This is a genomic window from Paenibacillus sanfengchensis (assembly GCF_036864765.1).
GTDB classification, from domain to species: domain Bacteria; phylum Bacillota; class Bacilli; order Paenibacillales; family Paenibacillaceae; genus Fontibacillus; species Fontibacillus sanfengchensis.
Genome location: NZ_JBAGJC010000009.1, coordinates 36087 through 55962, shown reverse-complemented (window position 1 = coordinate 55962; position 19876 = coordinate 36087). Strand labels below are relative to the sequence as shown.

Genomic DNA, 19876 nt, shown 5'->3' with positions numbered 1-19876 from the left:
TTTTAACAATAATCCGATAACGCCATATTCGTCTAAAGTTCTTTTCGCGCCGACTTTGTTCGACGTATAATAGTACTTATTACATATTTTGACGGAGGAATCATGAATTTAAACCTGATAAGGAAGAGTTTTGTGTTCCTGTTGCTGTCGATTTGTCTGATTGGCTTGTCGGCCTGCGGTGCGGCCAAAAACCCCCCCGCCGCGGAAGAACCGGCGGTCGAGACGATCACGGAGGAGGAAGCGCCTCCCGTTTCCGAGGAAACGGCTACGCCGGCTTACACGGCGCCGCTTACGGGAATGCCGCTGAACGAACCGCTGACCCGGCGCCCGCTGGCGATCATGATCAATAATGCGCCCGCGGCCAGACCGCAATCGGGTCTCGGTGGGGCCGATATCGTGTACGAAGTGCTGGCCGAGGGCGGGGTCACCCGGCTCGTCTCGATCTTTCACAGCCGCGCGGACGAAGCCAAAATCGGGCCGATCCGCAGCATCCGTCCGTATATGATCGAGCTTGGCGAGAGCTACCACGGCGTGCTGGTCCATGCCGGGGCGAGCAACGATGCCTACGCGATTTTGCAGCGGGAGAAGAAGGAAGATCTCGACGAGATCACGAATGCGGGTTCTTTTTTCTGGCGGGACAAGTCGCGAAAGGCTCCGCACAATCTGTACTCCAACGCGGAAAAGCTGCTGGAAGGGGCGGACAAGCGCAAGTACAAGACCGAAGATACCTCCGTTCCGGCTTACACTTTTCTTAAAGAGGACGATCTTGTTGCCGGAGACCCCGCCACCTCGGTCGAGATCAAGTTCCAGCTGGACAACTATAAAGTGACCTATGAGTATGATGCCGGGAGCAAATTATACAAACGATACATCAACGGGAGCCCTCATAACGATCTGGAGACGGGAGAAACGCTGACCGCATCCAATGTCGTCGTCCTGGGCGCGGACCACAAGATAATGGATGACGTGGGACGCTTGTCCGTCGATTTGGAGCTGGGTGGACAAGCCATCCTGTTTCAGCGCGGCAAAATGATCCGGGGGCAGTGGATTCACCGCCCGGATGATGTCATTCGGTTCGTGAAGGACAACCGGGAGGTTCCGCTTGCGCCGGGGACGACTTATTTCAATGTTGTGCCGAATCAGCCGGATTTCGACAGTCATCTTAAGGTGGAGTAGGTTTGAATTTAAGTCGGAATTTTGAAGGATATGGCTTATTTTGGCGAGTAAAGGATAAGAATGGGAGCCGGTGGGTAAATATAAGCAAATGAACGTGAAATGTTTGCGACAAAATTTACTATAGCCGTATCAGTTGTGATAAGATATTCAAGGTGTTAAGGGAATGTTTCAGGAGTGTAAAAAAATTGCACAAAGAGAAAAGGGGAACCCAAATGCGAGGGAAGAAAAAGGATATCTTTTTCCAAACTTTGGAGAACATGGCCGATACGATCGTGCACTCGGCGGATTATTTTGCCCAGCAGGTGTCGGACTTTAAGAATGTTGAGCAGTTTGCCAAGCAAATGAAGGAATTCGAATCCAAATGCGACGGCTACACACATACGATTATTGTCGAATTGAACAAGACGTTTATTACCCCCATTGAACGCGACGATATCATGAACCTGACGACGACGTTGGACGATGTGATGGACGGCCTGGAGGCGACGACATCCCGGTTCTTTATGTATCATTTAAGTCAACCGGACGAGCATATTATTCAATTTGCGGAAATACTCCGCAACTCGGCTTATGAAATCCAAAAGGCGATTCATTTGCTGTCCCACAAGAAGCTTCTGGCTATCCGCGAGCATACGATCCGTCTGAACGATCTGGAGAACCAGGGCGACGAACTGCTGCGGATCTGTATTAAGGAACTGTTTGCGAAGGTCTCGGATCCGATTGTGTTAATCAAGAAAAAAGAGATCTACGAACGCCTGGAAACGACCACGGATGCCTGCGAGCATGTGGCGAATATGCTGGAATCCATTATTATGCGCAATTCGTAAGCACGCTTTTGGTTTTACAATCGATTTTCGGGAGGTTGGAATTGCGCGGATTTACATAGAGAAACCAAGGTCTGTGCAAATAAGATATGGATACGAGTCTACTTATAATTGTCATCGTTATCATACTGGCGCTGGCGTTTGATTTCATCAACGGTTTTCACGATACGGCGAATGCGATTGCGACCTCTGTCTCCACCCGGGCGCTGAAGCCGCGGACGGCGATTCTGATGGCCGCCCTCATGAACTTCTTGGGGGCGATTATGTTTACCGGGGTAGCCAAGACCATCGGCGGCAGCGTGGCCGATCCGGCCAAGCTGGATAACGGACTGGAGGTGCTGATCGCTACGCTGCTGGCGGCGATTATCTGGAACCTCATCACCTGGTGGTTCGGGATTCCGTCTTCTTCCTCGCATGCCTTGATCGGCGCCCTCGCCGGAGCGGTGTTTGTGGGGGCCGGATCGGATAAGCTCAATTGGAGCGGTTTTCGTACTATCATCGAAGGCCTGTTGCTATCGCCGGTAATCGCGTTTGTTGTCGGCTATATTATTATGATGATATTGAAATGGATCTTTGCAAGACGCAGTCCGCATACGGTCAACAAAGGCTTTCGGACGATGCAGATCGTTACGGCGGCCATTCAAAGCTTTACCCACGGTACTAATGATGCGCAGAAAGCGATGGGGATCATCACTTTCGCACTTGTTACCGCCAAATACCAGGACCACATGGAAGTTCCGCTGTGGGTCAAGCTCTCGGCGGCCACGGCCATGGCGCTGGGAACCTCCATCGGCGGCTGGAAGATCATCAAGACCATGGGCACGAAGATTTTCAAAATCGAGCCGATCAACGGCTTTGCTGCGGATATTACGGGCGCTTCGGTTATTTTTGGCGCGACGATGCTTCACTTGCCGGTCAGCACCACACACGCGATTACCTCGGCAATCCTGGGCGTCGGCTCGGCCAAACGCTTCTCCGCGGTTCGCTGGTCCTTGGCGGGACGAATCGTTATCGCCTGGGTGATCACGATTCCGATCGTGGCCGTGCTTTCCGGATTGATTTATAAGCTGCTGTTTTAACGGCTTGTTCCATAAAAAGTATCAAGAAAAGCCAATCTGTCCAGGTTGGCTTTTTCACTATCTAAAAGTTTGCCAGGGAGGATGAGCGGGTTGATACGAGTGATGGGGATTACGCGGGATCATCGGGTGGAGAGCGGGCTTTCGCTGGAGGACATCCAAAGCTCGAACTATGTGTGGAGTTGGGTCGATTTTAATGCGCCCTCGCCGGAAGAGTCGGAAAAGCTGGATACCTTCTTTCATTTTCATCCTCTGGCGATCGAGGATTGCCTGCATATTCTCCAGCGTCCGAAAATGGACTATTACGAAGACGTCCAGTTTCTTGTGCTTCATGCCCTGGATCCGGATACGCTCGGTACGGTCGAGGTGAACCTGTTTATTGGCGCCAAGTGTCTTGTCTCGTTCCATCACCGCGATCTGATAGAAATCAATGAAGTGTGGGAGAGGATGGACAGCCGCCTGGCACACCGGAGAAAATGGGATCGTGGGACTTACGCGGCCGCGTACATGATCATCGATGCGCTGGTGGATCAATATTTTCCCTGTGTATACGCCGTCGAAGACGAACTGGATGAACTGGAAAATCGGGGAGGCAGCGAATCCGTGGAACTGTTGATGAATCAGGTGTTCGACCTGCGCGGGCGGCTGCTCAAGCTGCGGAGGACAATCGTGCCGATGCGGGACCTGATGTACCGGATTCTGAATTCCGAGCATATCCAGGGGGACCGGGAGCCGCGCGCTTACTTCACCGACATTTACGACCATCTGCTAAAGCTGTCGGAGATGATCGAAACGGACCGGGAAATGACCGCTGACTTAAGGGACTCCTATATTTCTCTGAACTCCAACCGGATGAACGGCATTATGAAGACGCTGACCGTCATCACCACGGTATTTATGCCGCTGACACTGATCGCGGGAATATACGGCATGAACTTCGCATATATGCCCGAACTACTGTGGCGCTACGGTTATTTTGCCGTGTTGGGCCTGATGGCGGTGCTCGCCATTTGGATGATTCTGGCCTTTCACAGACGGGGCTGGTTCAAGTAGGTTTGGAAAACGCCGCCTGCGGTTAGCGGCGGCGTTTTCCGGTTTTTTTGCGGCCGCGGGAACTGGAAGCGCCTTTTCGGCCTTTTTTGCTGCGGCTCTTCCGGCGGGTCGGCTTGTATTCATCAAGCCCGCCGCCTCCCCCCTTCTGCTTTGAGCCTTTAAGCCCGGGCAGGAGGCTGGTAATCATTTTAGCCATGGGGGCGAATTGCTGCACCGTCTGCATGACTTTCTGAACTTTCCCCATCGTGGCGACGATGCCCTCGATACCGCCCAGCCGCTCGATGATTCCCTTAAGGTCTCCGAGATTGGGCAGGGAGAGGCCTCCGGACGATTTGGAAGCCGCTTCCGTCGCCGCGGGCAGCTCGTTCACCGGGGTGACCGACCCGGGAGACAAGGGCACGAGCGCCGTGGCCTCGGCTTTGGCCGGCAGCTCCGCGGCTTCATAGGGGTTGATCCCCGGATAGAACGAAGTGTACGGCGAATAGGATGGCGGCGTCGCACTTCGGCGGGGAGGTTGATAATGTGGCATGATATCACTTTCCTTTTTAAGAAAATGGGATTTGTTTTGCCCGTTAATTCCGCTGATTTAGGCATTTGGATAGTACACTTTATGATCCCCGGGGCAAATGCGTATAGACGAATGTCCCGGTGGAACAAGAGTTCGCCGGATTTGGGCGTTCTTTCTGTGATGCGTGAAACCGTTAATGCTTGAAAAGGGATACTCCGCTCGGGTACAATGAGATTGTGGTTAAGTAACGGTAGGGGATGATTATCTAGTGCAGCTTAAGAAATTGAACGATAAAACGATTGATCAATTATTTGAAGCGATTCTTACATTAAAGACCATCGAGGAATGTTATATCTTTTTTGACGATTTATGCACGGTCAACGAAATACAATCTTTATCTCAGCGTCTGGAAGTGGCGAGAATGCTCGGCAAGGGGAACACGTACAACCAGATCGAAGCCGAAACCGGGGCCAGCACCGCCACGATTTCACGGGTCAAGCGCTGCTTGAACTACGGAAACGACGGTTATAAAATGACGCTGGACCGTTTGGGACGATAAGATGATGACCGGGGACAAGCCTGTCCGCGCTGGCGTGTTGGTGATCAGCCACGGCTCGCCCGACCCTCATTGGGTTGAATTGGTCGATGAGGCCGTCGCAGCCGCGGCGGCCGGGCTGCCGGACGGATTGCCGATCGAGGCCGCCTTTCTTGAAACGGTGGAAGGACGGCTGATCCAGGATGGAGTAGACCGGCTGGAGGCGCAGGGAGTGAGTGATTTGATCGTAATCCCCCTCTTCGTTTCATCCGGAAGCACGCATATTGATGAAATTGCCTATGCCTTTGGTGTGAAGAACACGCCGGAGAAGGAGACCGACATGGAGCGTCTCCGCTGCTCCGCACGCGTGTTTTTTGGCGATCCGATCGACGACGACCCGGTGATTGCCGAAATGGTCTGGGACAAGGTCAAGCCGCTGTCTATGGACCCTGGACGCGAGGTGCTGCTACTGGTTGGCCACGGCAGCATCCATGACGGCTTCCGCCAGCGCTGGGAGCGGGGAATTTCGTCGCTGGCGGCCCACACGGGCGAGGTTAGCGGGCTGGCCCACGCGGACTACGCGCTGCTGAATCCGGACAGCGTGCGCCGGAAAGTCGGCTACTGGAGCGAGGAGCGCGGCCTCACGGTCCTGGTGGCCCCGCTGTTCCTGAGCGCGGGATATTTTACGAAGACGGCGATTCCGTCCCGGCTTGCGGGACTTAACTTCAGGTATTCCGGGGAGGCCTTGCTGCCTCATCCTTTTCTGTCCCGCTGGATGTCAGGGCAAATATTGAATATAATGGGATCAATGGAGAGATAGCCTGCGGCAGGGCTTTTTCGTCAACCGGTCCCTATTTCCTGGGAAAAGGCTCTCCTTTAGGTAGGGGCCTTCTTTTCGTATGGCCTCCGATGGGGTAAACTTCAAATGTATGCAAATCATCAACAATACAAGACGACTAATAGGTGGAGTTCATTGCATGAAAAGAGCTAGGTTAATATATAATCCGACCTCCGGACGGGAGGAAATGAGGCGCCTGCTTCCCGATGTGCTGGACCGGCTGGATCTGGCCGGTATTGAAACGTCCTGCCACGCGACGACGGGGGAAGGCGATGCCGCGCGTGAAGCCGCGGAGGCCTGCGCCCGCGGGTACGACATTATTATTGCGGCGGGCGGTGACGGGACCCTGAACGAGGTCGTCAACGGCATGGCCGGGCAGGCGGGGAAGGAATTTCTGCCGCCGCTCGGTATTTTTCCGCTCGGCACGACGAACGACTTCGCTCGAGCGATGAAAATTCCTAAGCGCTGGGAGGAATACTGCGACCTGGTGATCGAGAACAAAACCCGGCCGATCGACATCGGCAAGGTGAACGGGCGCCACTTCATCAACATCGCCGGCGGAGGATCTCTGACCGAGCTGACGTACGAAGTGCCGAGCAAGCTGAAGACGCTGATCGGCCAGCTTGCTTATTATATGAAGGGCATCGAGAAGATGGCCAGCCTGTCGCCGACCCATCTCGTCATCGACGCCGAGGGGCATGAGGTGATGGAGGGCGAATTCATGCTGTTCCTGATCGCGAACAGCAATTCGGTCGGCGGCTTCGAGAAGCTCGCCCCCGGCGCGGAGATCGACGACGGCCTGCTCGACGTCATCGCCGTGCGCAAGTGCAACCTGGCGGAGTTCATCCGCTTGGTCACCATGGCGCTGCGCGGCGATCACTTCAACGACCCGCACGTCGTCTACTTCAAGACGAAGCGGATGGAAGTGACCTCGCCGGGCAACGTGCTGCTCAACCTGGACGGCGAGCTCGGCGGCGAGCTGCCCGGCGTGTTCGAGATTTTGCCGCAGCATCTGCGGATTTTTGCTTAGGCTCAGAGGGGCCCGTGGCCCCCGGAGCGGGGCACGGGCCGGGGCCTGGGCGGCGGTGACCGGGGGCCACGGGCCGGGGCTTAGGCGGCCGTGGCCGAGAGCGGGGCACAAGCCGGGGCCTAGGCGGCCGTGGCCGGGAGCGGGGCACGAGTTGGGGCCTAGGCGGCCGTGGCCGAGAGCGGGCAACGAGCCGGGGCCCGGCTTCGGTCCGAGTACCCGGGAACGAACCCGGGGCCTCGGACCGTTAGGCGAGCCTTGGGCCAAAACCGGGCATCCCGGGCCCAAGCCCCGGGTCGGCCGGGGGCAGCCCCAGGCCCCGCATGCCCAGGCTCCTGGGGCGATTAACTGGAATTTCTCCAGTTAATTATCGAGTATCGGGGCCAGAGGAGCGAATTAAATGGAGAACCTACCGCTAATTGAGGCAGAAACGCGCAAAAGTGCTATTTTCCCAAAAAATAGAGGTAGTTTTTCCAGTTAATTGTGCGCAAGAGGCGGTAAGACGGAATTTAGCGGTATAAAATCCAGTTATTTTGAACAGAACATGACGAGTGTTGGTGAATCCCCTGCCCGGCGGCGGGGGTTTTGTGCGGATGGAAGCGGTTGGGTGCAGGGGGATTGCGAGATCTGCGAGCGAAGGGGTGCGCGTCCTGCGGGAACGTTGGAGAATGTGGTTAAGTGGAAGTTTGCGGTGAGCGGACTTAGATACAAGTAAAGTAACGGTGCGAAGCGAGGCGGCTCGCGAATACAGGAATAGAAGCGGAAATGAGGCAATGTGCATGAAGAAACAGCAGAGGCAGCGGGGGACGCAAAACGGACAGGCGAAGCGGGGCGAGATCCGGGAGAGCGGGGCGAAGGTGCGGGGCGCGGATGGGAGTGGCTGGGGGCTTAGTCAAAGCCGGGAAACCGGGGCCAAGCGGGGCGGCCGGGGGCGCGGTGCGGGTAACGCGGGCGAGTCGGCCGCAGCGATTGCCGGGCTTCCCGTGGCGAAAAACGACGAGGCCGTCATCGACATCATCGGCATGAACCATGACGGGGAGGGCGTGGGGCGCGCGGAGGGGTATACGCTTTTTGTGCAGGGAGCGCTACCCGGCGAGCAGGTCCGGGTCAAGGTGCTCAAGACCAAAAAGCAGTACGGCTACGCCAAGCTGCTGGACGTGCTGACGCCGAGCCCGGACCGCGTGGCTGCGCCCTGCCCGATCTACGACCAGTGCGGCGGCTGCCAGCTGCAGCACTGGAGCTACGCCGGGCAGCTCGCCTGGAAGCGGCAGCACGTGGTCGATGCGCTGGAGCGCATCGGCAAGCTGCGCGTGGCGGGCGAGGCCCGCGGCGACGCCGATGCGGACGCCGCCGGCGGGCCGGGCGTCATGGTGCTGCCGACGCTCGGCATGGCGGAGCCTTGGCGCTACCGCAACAAGGCGCAGGTGCCGATCGGCGTCGCCGACGGCGGCCTGGTCGGCGGTTTTTACGCGCGGGGCAGTCACCGCATCGTCGATATGGAAACGTGCCTGATTCAGCACGAACATAACGACGATGTCGTTTCCCGCGTCAAAGCGATCGGCCGCCAGCTTGGCGTCACCGCCTACAACGAGGAGACCGGGCGCGGCTTGCTGCGCCATGTCGTCGTGAAGAAGGCGTTCCGCACGGGCGAGATGATGCTGGTTCTCGTCACCAACGGGCGGGACATCCCGCATGCCGATGCCTGGATCGGCCTCATTCGGGAGCAAATCCCGCAGGTGGTCAGCATCTGCCAAAACGTGAACCCGAAGCAGACCAACGTCATCTTCGGAGACGAAACGCGCGTCCTGTGGGGACGCGACGTGATTTATGATTATATCGGCGAGGTGCAGTTTGCGATCTCGGCACGTTCTTTTTACCAGGTGAATCCGGTGCAAACGGAGGTTCTGTATAACAAGACGGTGGAGTACGCTGGGTTGACCGGCAAGGAGACCGTCATTGACGCCTATTGCGGCATCGGCACGATCTCGCTGTTCCTGGCTCAGCACGCCGACCAGGTGTACGGGGTCGAGATCGTCAAAGAAGCGATCGAGGACGCGCGCAGCAATGCGCAGCTGAACGGGATGACCAACGTCAAGTTCGAGGTCGGCGCCTCGGAGGACGTGATCCCGCGCTGGAAGGAGCAGGGCGTCGAAGCCGACGTCATCGTCGTCGATCCGCCCCGCAAAGGCTGCGACCCGCGCCTGCTGGAGACGATTCTCGAAATGATGCCGGAGCGTGTTGTGTACGTTAGCTGCAATCCGTCGACCTTGGCCCGGGATTTGCGCGTGCTGGAGGACGGCGGGTACCGGACGGTCGAGGTGCAGCCGGTGGATATGTTCCCGCATACGGTGCACGTGGAGTGCTGTTCACTGTTAGTTCGGAAGGACAAATAAATCGGAGATGTATTGGCGGAAATAGCAAAGAGGGGCGGCGAACCCCTCTTTTTTTGTTGAATTTATTATCGAATATGTTGATTCTTGAATTTAGTTATAACCTCAATAAGGCGGTTTGGTGATTACAAGTCAATTCATATGTCCTTTTTTAGATAATAATGTGTATGCCTGCCTGCATTTTGAATTTCTCCATAAACTTCAAAACCTAGCTTTTTATAAAAATCTAATGCTTGAAAGCTTAGTGTATCAAGTTTTATGAAATCGCACGCTTTTTCTTTAGCGATTTTTTCAGCCGCATATAAAAGCTTTTTCCCATACCCTAACTTACGAAGCTGTTCCTCAACAAACAAATATTGAACTTCCATCCAATTCCAACATATTTCGCTAACGATTCCACCAAAAATTTGATCATCAGCATTTATTAAATACAGATTTACCTCTTGATACCAATAGTTTTTGGCTTGCAAGGTATTACAGGGCTGTATTTTGTCGATAAGTTTGGATTTACTACCGGGCAAGCTGGTGTTGTTTGGATGGTGCTGGCAGGTGTTTTGATTTTAGTACAAACCTTTTTGACCGGCCCTTTGGAAAGAAAGACAAGTGATAAGTTACTAATACTGATCGGCGTATCCGGCAAAGGTTGGTTGCCTTTTGCTATGGTGGTGCTTGCGCGACGAAATTACGGGGGTATTCTACACACTCTCACAATTCAATGCACGCCCGGTATATACTTGAGATTTTTGCTTCAATCCTTGACAAACGATAATGGGTAATATGTTATCCAATTAAGTAATGTATTACCTATTTCACGAGGAGGAAGATCCATGAAGAATCTTGATAATATTTATGACCCTGCTTTCATATTTGGTTCGGTATTGGTGGTCGCAAACAAAATGGATACTTTACTTGACAGGGCTTTAAACAAACATAATATCACTTCAAAGCAGTGGTTTTTGCTGTTAATTCTTTTTAATCTTTTTGAGCACCCGCCAACAATAAAGGAAGTGGCGAAGGAGATGGGTTCTTCCCACCAGAATGTAAAGCAAGTTGCGTTGAAACTCGAAGAAAAAGGAATGTTAAAGCTTGAAAGGGATAAAAAGGATTTAAGGGCCACACGGCTTGTTGCTACTGGAAAAAGCCATGACTTTTGGAAAGCGGCCGAAAATGACGGAATAAAGTTCATGAAAGAATTCTTTGCAGGTGTCGAAAATGACAAACTGGAAAGTGGCAGACTTTTGCTTGCACAGGTCATGCAGAACTTAGAAGTAATGGAAGAAAAATAGATGCGATAAGTAAATCTCTTATGAGAACTAACATTTAGATGAAAGAAGGATAAACCATAATGGTTAAAAAACCCGGGATTACTATACTCTCTATGATTGTTGTGATATTTATCTGGTGTAGTGCTGGCCTGGGGCTACTTTATAACGATGGAGGAGCCCCCAAACTGGTTGAAAACATATATGGAGAAACAGTGCAATTATTTGGAAATGGGGCTTATGCTAATAACTCGGTGCTCAAGGCCACTACTGCAAAAGGTACGGATTTAGTTGTGCTCTTGGTATCAGTTGGATTGCTTATAACTACTCTAAAACGAAACACCGGGGCCAAGATGAAGCTCCTGCACGGCGGTTTTCTCGTTTCAGTTTTGTACTATTCGGCAACAACAGCCTTTGGTATAGCTTACAGCCAAATGTTTTTATTATATCTTTCTATGTTTTCCTCTGCTTTTTTTGCGTTTGTTGTTACAATGATTGATTTGAATGAAACAATCAGACCTGTGAAAAATGACGGAAAACACACTGGAACAGCCATCTTTACGATGGCTGCCGGGTGTACCGTATTGGTTTGGCTCATGAGCATACTGCCTACTGTATTCACGAATGCACCTCTGGATATTATAGAGGTTTCTACCACCGAGCCTACTTTTATTATTGACATTGGCCTAATCTTCCCAACCTGCATATTAGGCGGTATTCTATTGCTGCAAAAAAGGCCGATGGGATATATTCTACCGCCCATTATGCTCACCTTTTTGATGATAATAGCCGTTATTGTAGTTGGGCAAACTGCTGTTCAACTGCAATACGGAGTTGTTATCTCGATACAACAGGTAATTGGGTATGTGATTACATTCGTAGTTTTTGGCTTCATCGCGGCAATCGTAAATACACGCTTTATGCTAAGATGTTGGCCAAATCAAAATAATTAGATACCGTGTAGTTTTCCGCAAGCTAATGAAACCGCAGTACCGCGGTTACAATCCTGAATTGCGCCCGTCCTTGTCGAGAAACAATAGCTCATAGTACTTTTGGGGCCTTCCTTTGCCGGTCTCTCGTTTTTCAAATACCGTTTGAGCATATTTATTTTCTTCCTCGTTTATAAAAAAGCTGCAGCTACCTGTATAGGCTTTGGCCTGTCGGTGAGCTTTGGCTGCGTTTTCGTTAGCCTGATAATATTCATACCCCGAGCCCCACCCGATTTTCACCTTGTCGATCACACACTCTTCCAGATATTTCAGTAGAGTGCAGTTTTGTGCGTTAGAGGTGATTTTCTTAAAACTTCCGTAGGTGGTGTAAAGTCTGACAGAGCCTTCCGAAATTTGGGCTGTGTCGGCAAGATTTAGGTTTCGCAGAAACCTGCTGGCCAGGACTTTCAACTCATAAAGTTGCTCTTCGGATGGCGAGTGCTCTGTTTCAATCGACAAACATGCTACAACTGCGCTCCGGTTCTTAAGCTTGAGGATGGTAATTTCGTTGATAATCCCGCTTATGGCCTCCTTAACGTGTTCCAAAGTGGATCGTATTAAGATATATCTTACTCCATGCTTTCTGAGTTCCGGAACAAAATGGCCGAACGCCGTGATGGACAGGTCTATTTTCTTCTCTTCCCACAGTGTTATATGGTTTTCGAGCATTGTTTCCACTCTTTCGAACAGATCGTCGCTGTCAATAGGATTTCCCTGATCAGTCAGGTACTTTTAGAATTCACTGAAAGAATCGATAATATATGCAAAGTCTACATAGATCCTGGATATGTCAAGCCCCGGTTCCGTAATCAGTAGTCGGAAAAGTTCTCTATAAAGAAGGGTTTCATTATCTTGTAAAATGTGCGTAGGTATAACGTTATATTCCCTGCTATAAGGGTGGATAGAACCACAAACAACAAATAGAAAGGCGAGTTGATCAAAGCGGTTTCGAATCTATATCAACCTTCAATGCCCTCTTTAAGAAACACTACAGCAAAACACCAAGTGACGTTAGAAATAGCGTAAGGAAAAATAGCAATTTCTCATTACACTTCAGCAATAAGCAAGAAGAGTTATCTCCTCTTCAGGATTACAATAGAAATAAAGAAAATCAACTCTTAAAAAGGGCGTGGGAAAATGCGGTAACAATCAAGCAACTTCCAGAACATGAAGTGGCGTACGTTAGACATGTCGGGAGTTATTTGGATACTCGTATAGCTTGGGACAAGTTAGGACGTTGGGCAAGCCAACAGGGACTTACTCCGAAAAACCATCATTTTATCGGAATATCATTGGATGATGGAAATCTCGTAGATGAATTTGCTACCATGCCTCGAATTTTGTATGAATGATCCCGCTAAGGATAAGGAAGGGAAATGGAAAGTCGATTTATACATACCGATCAAGAAGAGAATATAATAACCACATGGAGAGTAGAATTATTGGGAACCTCTATAGAGAGGGTAAAAGGTTTAATAACAAATAATTCATTCCTAAAAGAGTTGGAGTTTAAAGATTTTCCAATAAAAAAAGAAAATATGGAGCGGTGACGAAATGAACATTGAAGCAGTTTTTGACCAATTTCCTATCCTAAAGTCAGATGAATTCGTATTGAAAAAGATTGAAGATCATCATTTAGACGAAGTTTTTGAAATCTATGACAATGACACAGTATTTGAATACTGCGGTATAATCCCCAAACACAATAAAGATACTGTGAAAAACATGATAGGGCATTTCGAGAGAGATTATAATAAAAGGTCAAGGGTTAAGTGGGGGATATTCTACAATTCTCAACCCGATCGGTTGCTTGGTATTATTGAAGCTCTTGATTTTAATCAAAAGGTAAATGTGGTAACGATTGGCTACTTTTTGACGGAATCTCATTGGGGAAAAGGTATTGCTACCGAGGCTCTAAAAATATTGCTCAATTTCTTGTTCATGGATGTCAACGTAAACAGAATTCAGGCAGAAGTGATGCCTCTAAATGAGAATTCAAAAAAGGTACTATTGAAAAACGGCTTCATCAAAGAAGGAACGCTAAGACAAGCAACATTATGGTCAGGTAAAGGGATTGTCGATTTAGAAATATACAGTATTTTAATAGAAGACTATGTAAAATGATGAAGAAAGCGATTAAAAAGGTATGACTCTAAGGGTGAATACAGCCACATCTTATTTTATTCAACCGTCAGCACTCATCCCACGTGGAGTGTACGGTTCTGATGACGAAATGTGGTTTAGAATTGAAGATGGAGCAAAAATCCGGCTGACAAAGTGCAATATTTGCGAAGATCGAATTACCGGTAAAGTGAGACAATCAAAAGCCCGTGTGCTTGACTAACACTTTTAGTCGGTATACGGGCTTTTTTTATTAGAAATAAACTTGTATTTTGTTTATTGGCTCTTTGACAACATTCCCCAATTATTTCTTCATGCAAGCCATTGTTAAATCATTTGCCGCCTGCATACCGGGTGAGAGGAAATTTGCTCATGCCACCGGGGATCTCCTACAGGTAATTGCCAACTCATTTGTGGCTCCCAAGGTTTAAGATTATATTTAGGATATATATTGGTGGAAACGATACAAGCCACGACAAAAGATTTGTAAACATCGATTCCACAACAAAGCGGAAGGAATGGGAATAAATATGCTAAAAACGATATTAGTTGTAGACGACGATGAAGATATCGTAAAACTCATCACAAAGAGTTTAAGGTACGAGCAATTTGAAATACTTCCGGCATATTCCGGGAAAGAAGCCATATCTGCATTGGAAGAAAATCACATTGATTTCATCGTTCTTGATATAGTGATGCCTGATATGGATGGACTTGATGTCTGCAGAAGTATCCGAGAATCTTATAATGTTCCAATTCTGTTTTTAAGCGCGCGTGATAAGGATATTGATAAAATCGTTGGGCTCGAAATAGGAGCAGACGATTATATGACCAAACCTTTCAGTATTCAGGAGCTTACTTCCAGGATAAAGGCCCACTTCAGAAAGGTTGACAGGCTGTTTAAAGAGTGGAATGAACTTAGTCCCAATAACGAAAAGGCGGATTCTCCGCTCATTTTGAACGATAAGACGTTTGAAGCATTCCTGAATAGCAAGAAGCTCGACTTATCAACGAAGGAATTTCAAATATTGTCCATCCTCATGCATCACCCCAATAATGTATTGACTCGTGAGCAGATATATGAAAATGTCTGGGGAGACGAATACGGAGAATTAAATACCGTTACGGTTCATATAAAAAATATCCGTAAGAAACTTGGTCCTGAATATGACTTTATTAAAACAATTTGGGGCGTAGGATATAAATACACGGAAAGAGAGTAATCGTATGACACTGAAAATAAAGCTTCCTCTGCTGTTCCTGCTGATGTTTATAGTTTTTATGTTTTCAATTGGAATATATCTGAAGCTTATCTTTGCAGCATATTCGCCTATACGCAGTTCATTGCTGGACCCGCGATATATAGGATTACTGCTGCCCATATTTGCCATTGCCTGTTTCATATTTATTATTCTGATTATCTATATTCATTTTCGTATAGAAAAACCAATTCAGCTTCTTAATACCAGGTTGGAGAAAGTAGATATTGTGCATCCAATGCCTCCACTTGCTCTAAGGAGTAATGATGAAATTGGAGACCTTTATAGACACTTTAATAAGATGGAAGAGCGGCTCCGACTAGCGCACAAAGAGCAAACCGATATGATTGCGGCAATCGCCCACGACTTAAAAACACCCTTAACATCTATTAATGGTTTTGCTGAACTGCTAGCTACGCGCAAGAATCTACCAGAAACTGAAAAGCAGGAATATTATGAGTTGATTCAACGGAAGGCAAAATATATGGTTGAACTCATCAATGACTTCTCCAGCTTCACCAAAGAAAAACTGGATTTAGAATCAATGATAGTCAAACCTATAGATGCATCAAAATTATTCGAAAACATTGCCCTAGAATATGAATATGAGTTGGCAGGACTTAACTGCGAGCTTACTTGCTGCCATTCATTCACGGGAAATATGTTGCTGACAGTCAATGAACCGATGATACGCCGGGTTTTCGGCAATCTCTTCAGCAATGCTGTAAGATATGGAGGGAAAAATGAGTTGAAAGTGTATATGACCGGATACCCACAAGGGCATTATGCTTATTTTCAAATTGAAGATAATGGAATTGGAGTGCCGGATAAGGATATATCTTCCCTATTCCTTAAATTTTTCACTGTGGATAAATCGCGGCAAATCCAAAAGGGCGGGCTGGGGCTTGGCCTTGCAAGTTGTAAATCCATTATTGAACATCATGGGGGCAAAATTTATGCATATCCTTCCGAATACGGAGGTTTGGGGATAAAGTTCAGCCTCCCCCTTGTGGTATAACACTAATTTTATTTTTACAAATTTCTTTACAACAAAGTTAAAGGCCGCTGCCAGCTGTGAGCACTAAGGTAGTGGCCATTTTTATTTTTCAGTGCTTTACAATTTTTTATATTTTCTTTACAAACATTTATTTTCCTTTTAGGGAAGCTTTATCTTTGTGTCGTAAAACTTACTTGTAGTCATTTTCGCGGCGCCGCCATAATCGCTTGAACTAGAAGAGGAGGATATTGCAATGTCAATCGAATTCAGCCGTTGGCCCAATAACTACATGATGTCATACCAAGTCACCAAAGCTCTGGGTATGGCAAGCCTCGGTGCTACGGACGTCACCGAGATCTACGAAGCCTGCAAAAAAATCGACCCAAATGAGAGGGACACGTGGCACAGGGAATGGCTCATAACGGCTCAAGCCCTAGAAAGGCACGGCAAGGAGGCCGAAGCGTTTGGAAACTGGTATACAGCGCGAAACTGCTATATTCGCGCCTGCAATTACTACCGAATCGCGGAATATGCGGTGATGGACGATGACACCGAAAAAATTCGTCTATTTAGGAAAGTAAATGAACTCTTCGAAGCTGCCGGAAAGTACTTCGATGTCCCCCCCGAGAAGATCCAAGTCGATTACGAGGATGTCAAGCTGGATGGGTACTTCTTCTCCCCTCCCTGGATAAAAGGTCCGAAACCGACAGTTTTTGCTCTCAACGGTGGCGACGAGTGGTCAATTGAGAACTATTTCTGGCTAGGTCCCGCCTTTATTTTGTGTGGATACAACTTCCTGGTCTATGACCAGCCTGGCACCGGCCTATCACTGTATGAAAAGGGGAAGGGGAGACGAGCTGACAGTGAGGCTTTCCATTCACGAGCAATCGACTTTCTTCTAACACGGCCGGAAGTCGATCCCGATAAGATTATCGTGCACGGTGAGAGTTTTGCGGCATACGACTCTCTGAGATTCGCTTCGTTCGACCACAGGATCGCTGCCGTCATCTCCGACGGCGGTACGCACGCATTCGACTGGGATGCAATGCTTAAATGGATGCCACCGAGTCTAGCCGCGCACGGCATGAGAATTCTGGGGGCAAAAAGCTTGGATGACTTTGCGGGCAATCCGCGTTTTGCCTACGATCTCGAGGGCGTGCTCCACCAGATAGAATGCCCGCTTCTTGTGATGCACGGTGCGGAAGAGATATTGGTTCAGCCAAATCCGCTAACACAAGCTTTGAAGAATTACGAGCAGGCTGGTTCGAAAAACAAGACGTTCTTCCCGATAGAGGATAGACGACTTGGCGGATTAGAACACTGTCAGGTAGACAACATCAATGTGCTGCACGAGGTCGTGCTGAACTGGCTCTGCTCGATCGGGCTTGGGCCGGCCGCACCTCGCCCAAGTGGTCGCTAGAAGATTTCTGATTGAGCTTGTTCAGGAGTTCCACACTTAGAGCCCATGAGGGAGGAGTTGAAGACTATGAGTATTTTCTCAAAGCAAACAATCAGTGGAACAGCCGCAATACAAATTGAGGGATTGCACAAAAAATTTGGCGAATATACAGCTTTGAACAATCTTTCGCTGGAAGTGAACCGAGGAGAGATATTTGGATTTCTAGGGCTGAATGGCGCTGGAAAGACAACGACCATAAAGACGCTCCTAGCGATGCTCAAGCCAACCTCCGGCAAGCTCTATATGTTAGGCGAAAAGGTCGATGCCGGAAACTATAAATTATGGGATAAGGTTGGGTATTTGGAGGAAGCTACGTTTTATCCTGATTTAACCGTAGTTGAAAATCTTGACATAGCACGACGTATGCAAGGAGTACCTGACAAAGAATCCGTTAATCGGGTTATCCGTAAGTTGGGGCTTGAGCCGCACAAAAAGAAAAAGGCGAAGAATCTTTCTTTAGGAAACAAACAGCGCCTGGGACTTGCGAAAGCCATGATACACAATCCGGAAATCATAATACTGGATGAACCGATAAATGGTCTTGATCCGGCTGGAGTTGTTGAGATACGGAATATGTTATATGACTTAGCGAAAAATTTCGGCGTAACTATTTTTATATCCAGCCATCTGTTAGAAGAACTCTCAAAAGTTGCCACACGCATTGGAATTATTCACAATGGTCAACTTATGAAGGAAATCGCAATGGATAGGCTGGAACAATCGTTACAGAAAAACTTGGTGGTGAATGGCCGCGACAAAAATGCTTTAAAGAGAGTGCTTAAAGAGCATGGATATGAATTTGAGGAAACAATGGACGGTTATATCAAACTAACCGATGATCACGCAGCAGATCGTCCTGAACGGCTAGCCGAACTGCTGGTTAAATCTAATCAACCGCCAACACTGCTTCGAGTGATTACGGAAGATTTGGAAGGTTACTTTCTTCGTACAATTGGTATGGCGAGGGGAAAAATATAATGAATATTTTTTCTGTTTTACATTGTGAGATTCGTAAGATTATCCGCGCTAATGTGTTTTGGTTGGTGTTCCTTGTTTTTGCATTTGGACCAATCATGATGGGAGTCGGAATTATTTTATCCAGTGACACCGATAGCATCAATTGGCAAATGTATTTAACGGATTTGCTTAATAATCTTGCCCCACTGGGACTTATCGGATACACATTTATCGCTGCATGGGTATTTGGGCGAGAGTTTACAGATAAAACAATTAAGGATTTGCTTGCAAAGCCCGTATCAAGATCAAATATTGTACTGTCCAAATTGCTGGTAATTTTAGCGTGGAGCATATTACTTTCCATCTATATGTTTGCCACGGCTCTTGCTGTTGGAGGTATTCTTGGGGTTACGGGCTGGTCAGATCCTCTTATTTGGAATATTTTCTTAAAATTTATTATAACATCGCTATTGTTTATTATTGTTACCACACCAGGCGCTTTTTTGGCAAATGTTAGCAGGGGATACTTGGCCCCATTGGGACTCATCCTGGTAATCGTTATTCTCTCAAATGTTTTAGCCTCTTTTGGGTTTGCCCCCTATTTCCCGTGGACAATCCCGTCGGTATTTCAAAGCATCGGGTTCTTAAATTTGAGTAGTATAATTATTCTTGGCTCTACGGGAATAGCCGGAATAGTTGGAATATTTGCTTGGTGGAGATTTTCCGAGCAACAATAAACGTATGAAGGGAAAAAACAAAAACCTTATCAGTACTGTTGACCCAAAATAACGACCATTCTCCAAAATAAAAAAGCCAAAAAGGAATGGTTATTAGGGGCATATTTGGGATGCGAGTATGGCTTTTTATTGTGGTGGAGTGAAGATTTGGCCGGAAATGGCGGACACCATGATAGCGTACTGTAATCTCTGGATGCTCCTGCACCCATTTCGGAAAGAAAATAATACCATGCATGCGTTCTCCACTAATTTCACCAAATTTACCTTCTGGTCGCGTATCCAACGACCACCTACCATGTAGGCTCTGTATGCAAACTGAACAATGATTGATTATCGCCTTTCTGGTTCATCCAGAGAGGCGTGTTTGCTTTTTAAAGCCCTTTTCTAATACTGAGGGACATCGAATCCAACAAAGGGGGTTGCCAATAGAAAGATTCTTATGCAATGTGGTTAATCCTAATTTCAATGTTGGGTGGTGGTCAATGAAATGGCTGGATTGGTTCAGTATCGGGGAAGCTTCACTGAAAAAAACATAAACTTTATGTCAATAAACGTCGATAAAATAATCAGGGCTTATATACATAAATTCCTATATTAGAACATACCTGGCAGTGAACTTGAGCCCAGGCGTAGAAGCTGTATCTAAAAAAGAATTCATTATGGGAGGT

The 19876-nt window shown here is 48.3% G+C and carries 23 protein-coding genes and 1 pseudogene; 19 read left to right on the top strand and 5 right to left on the bottom strand.

All coding sequences use genetic code 11. The features are described 5' to 3' along the window. Window positions 1–102: 102 nt before the first annotated feature. The 4 genes from V4U84_RS18855 to corA all read left to right on the top strand — a co-directional run bounded on the left by V4U84_RS18855 (window position 103) and on the right by corA (window position 4129). Complete coding sequence (locus tag V4U84_RS18855; RefSeq protein ID WP_334074986.1) at window positions 103–1176, top strand: DUF3048 domain-containing protein; 1074 nt, start codon at window positions 103–105, stop codon at window positions 1174–1176. 212 nt (window positions 1177–1388) lie between these two features. Beyond that, window positions 1389–2003, top strand: a complete 615-nt coding sequence (locus V4U84_RS18850; protein WP_334074987.1) for a DUF47 domain-containing protein — start codon at window positions 1389–1391, stop codon at window positions 2001–2003. Between the two features lie 86 nt (window positions 2004–2089). Continuing rightward, window positions 2090–3079: an inorganic phosphate transporter gene (locus V4U84_RS18845; protein ID WP_334074988.1), complete on the top strand. Its 990-nt coding sequence runs from the start codon at window positions 2090–2092 to the stop codon at window positions 3077–3079. Window positions 3080–3169: 90 nt separating this feature from the next. Continuing rightward, on the top strand, window positions 3170–4129 hold the full coding sequence (corA, locus tag V4U84_RS18840; protein WP_334077719.1) for a magnesium/cobalt transporter CorA: 960 nt from the start codon (window positions 3170–3172) through the stop codon (window positions 4127–4129). A 22-nt stretch (window positions 4130–4151) separates the two neighbouring features. Here corA and V4U84_RS18835 read toward each other — a convergent pair whose 3' ends face one another. Continuing rightward, window positions 4152–4658 carry a hypothetical protein gene (locus tag V4U84_RS18835; protein ID WP_334077718.1) on the bottom strand — a complete coding sequence of 169 codons (507 nt, stop codon included), beginning with the start codon at window positions 4656–4658 and terminating at the stop codon, window positions 4152–4154. 247 nt (window positions 4659–4905) lie between these two features. Between V4U84_RS18835 and V4U84_RS18830 the strand changes: the two genes are divergently transcribed. The 5 genes from V4U84_RS18830 to rlmD all read left to right on the top strand — a co-directional run bounded on the left by V4U84_RS18830 (window position 4906) and on the right by rlmD (window position 9430). Continuing rightward, complete coding sequence (locus V4U84_RS18830; protein ID WP_334074991.1) at window positions 4906–5196, top strand: YerC/YecD family TrpR-related protein; 291 nt, start codon at window positions 4906–4908, stop codon at window positions 5194–5196. A gap of 1 nt (window position 5197) precedes the next feature. Beyond that, window positions 5198–5992: a sirohydrochlorin chelatase gene (locus V4U84_RS18825; RefSeq protein ID WP_334077717.1), complete on the top strand. Its 795-nt coding sequence runs from the start codon at window positions 5198–5200 to the stop codon at window positions 5990–5992. A 157-nt stretch (window positions 5993–6149) separates the two neighbouring features. Then, entirely contained in the window at window positions 6150–7040 is an 891-nt protein-coding gene (locus V4U84_RS18820; protein WP_334074993.1) for a diacylglycerol kinase, read from the top strand. A 151-nt stretch (window positions 7041–7191) separates the two neighbouring features. Beyond that, on the top strand, window positions 7192–7404 hold the full coding sequence (locus tag V4U84_RS18815; RefSeq protein WP_334074994.1) for a hypothetical protein: 213 nt from the start codon (window positions 7192–7194) through the stop codon (window positions 7402–7404). A 412-nt stretch (window positions 7405–7816) separates the two neighbouring features. Beyond that, on the top strand, window positions 7817–9430 hold the full coding sequence (gene rlmD, locus V4U84_RS18810; protein ID WP_334074995.1) for a 23S rRNA (uracil(1939)-C(5))-methyltransferase RlmD: 1614 nt from the start codon (window positions 7817–7819) through the stop codon (window positions 9428–9430). A gap of 134 nt (window positions 9431–9564) precedes the next feature. Here rlmD and V4U84_RS18805 read toward each other — a convergent pair whose 3' ends face one another. Further along, complete coding sequence (locus V4U84_RS18805) at window positions 9565–9897, bottom strand: GNAT family N-acetyltransferase (RefSeq protein ID WP_334074996.1); 333 nt, start codon at window positions 9895–9897, stop codon at window positions 9565–9567. On the opposite strand from V4U84_RS18805, the gene V4U84_RS18800 reads away from it, so the two are divergent. The 3 genes from V4U84_RS18800 to V4U84_RS18790 are packed head-to-tail and all read left to right on the top strand — an operon-like array spanning window position 9892 to window position 11642. Further along, on the top strand, window positions 9892–10203 hold the full coding sequence (locus tag V4U84_RS18800) for a hypothetical protein (protein ID WP_334074997.1): 312 nt from the start codon (window positions 9892–9894) through the stop codon (window positions 10201–10203). The two genes, V4U84_RS18805 and V4U84_RS18800, sit on opposite strands and share 6 nt — an antisense overlap. Window positions 10204–10254: 51 nt before the next feature. Then, window positions 10255–10713 (top strand): MarR family winged helix-turn-helix transcriptional regulator, encoded by a 459-nt coding sequence (locus V4U84_RS18795; protein ID WP_334074998.1) that lies wholly within the window; start codon window positions 10255–10257, stop codon window positions 10711–10713. A gap of 59 nt (window positions 10714–10772) precedes the next feature. Then, complete coding sequence (locus tag V4U84_RS18790) at window positions 10773–11642, top strand: hypothetical protein (protein ID WP_334074999.1); 870 nt, start codon at window positions 10773–10775, stop codon at window positions 11640–11642. 45 nt (window positions 11643–11687) lie between these two features. Here V4U84_RS18790 and V4U84_RS18785 read toward each other — a convergent pair whose 3' ends face one another. Then, window positions 11688–12347, bottom strand: coding sequence for a hypothetical protein (locus V4U84_RS18785; protein ID WP_334077716.1), 660 nt, complete (start codon window positions 12345–12347; stop codon window positions 11688–11690). Between the two features lie 503 nt (window positions 12348–12850). On the opposite strand from V4U84_RS18785, the gene V4U84_RS18780 reads away from it, so the two are divergent. From V4U84_RS18780 to V4U84_RS18750, 7 genes are all read left to right on the top strand, one after another. Continuing rightward, window positions 12851–13030 (top strand): hypothetical protein, encoded by a 180-nt coding sequence (locus tag V4U84_RS18780; RefSeq protein ID WP_416367272.1) that lies wholly within the window; start codon window positions 12851–12853, stop codon window positions 13028–13030. 202 nt (window positions 13031–13232) lie between these two features. Further along, window positions 13233–13802: a GNAT family N-acetyltransferase gene (locus tag V4U84_RS18775; protein WP_334075001.1), complete on the top strand. Its 570-nt coding sequence runs from the start codon at window positions 13233–13235 to the stop codon at window positions 13800–13802. Window positions 13803–14329: 527 nt separating this feature from the next. Then, the gene (locus tag V4U84_RS18770; RefSeq protein ID WP_334075130.1) at window positions 14330–15022 is read left to right on the top strand and encodes a response regulator transcription factor; all 693 of its coding nucleotides are present in this window, start codon (window positions 14330–14332) and stop codon (window positions 15020–15022) included. 4 nt (window positions 15023–15026) lie between these two features. Next, the gene (locus V4U84_RS18765; RefSeq protein WP_334077715.1) at window positions 15027–16076 is read left to right on the top strand and encodes a HAMP domain-containing sensor histidine kinase; all 1050 of its coding nucleotides are present in this window, start codon (window positions 15027–15029) and stop codon (window positions 16074–16076) included. Between the two features lie 232 nt (window positions 16077–16308). Then, window positions 16309–17475, top strand: coding sequence for an alpha/beta hydrolase family protein (locus V4U84_RS18760; protein WP_334077714.1), 1167 nt, complete (start codon window positions 16309–16311; stop codon window positions 17473–17475). A gap of 66 nt (window positions 17476–17541) precedes the next feature. Beyond that, complete coding sequence (locus V4U84_RS18755; protein WP_334075004.1) at window positions 17542–18492, top strand: ABC transporter ATP-binding protein; 951 nt, start codon at window positions 17542–17544, stop codon at window positions 18490–18492. After that, window positions 18492–19208, top strand: coding sequence for an ABC transporter permease (locus tag V4U84_RS18750; protein WP_334077713.1), 717 nt, complete (start codon window positions 18492–18494; stop codon window positions 19206–19208). Before V4U84_RS18755 ends, V4U84_RS18750 begins: the two co-directional genes overlap by 1 nt. Here V4U84_RS18750 and V4U84_RS26980 read toward each other — a convergent pair. Then, the gene (locus V4U84_RS26980) at window positions 19147–19443 is read right to left on the bottom strand and encodes a phenolic acid decarboxylase (RefSeq protein WP_416367271.1); all 297 of its coding nucleotides are present in this window, start codon (window positions 19441–19443) and stop codon (window positions 19147–19149) included. The two genes, V4U84_RS18750 and V4U84_RS26980, sit on opposite strands and share 62 nt — an antisense overlap. Then, window positions 19404–19505 (bottom strand): annotated as a pseudogene (locus tag V4U84_RS18745) (phenolic acid decarboxylase); the annotation flags it as partial. The pseudogene V4U84_RS18745 and the gene V4U84_RS26980, both read right to left, overlap by 40 nt. Between the last annotated feature and the right edge of the window lie 371 nt (window positions 19506–19876).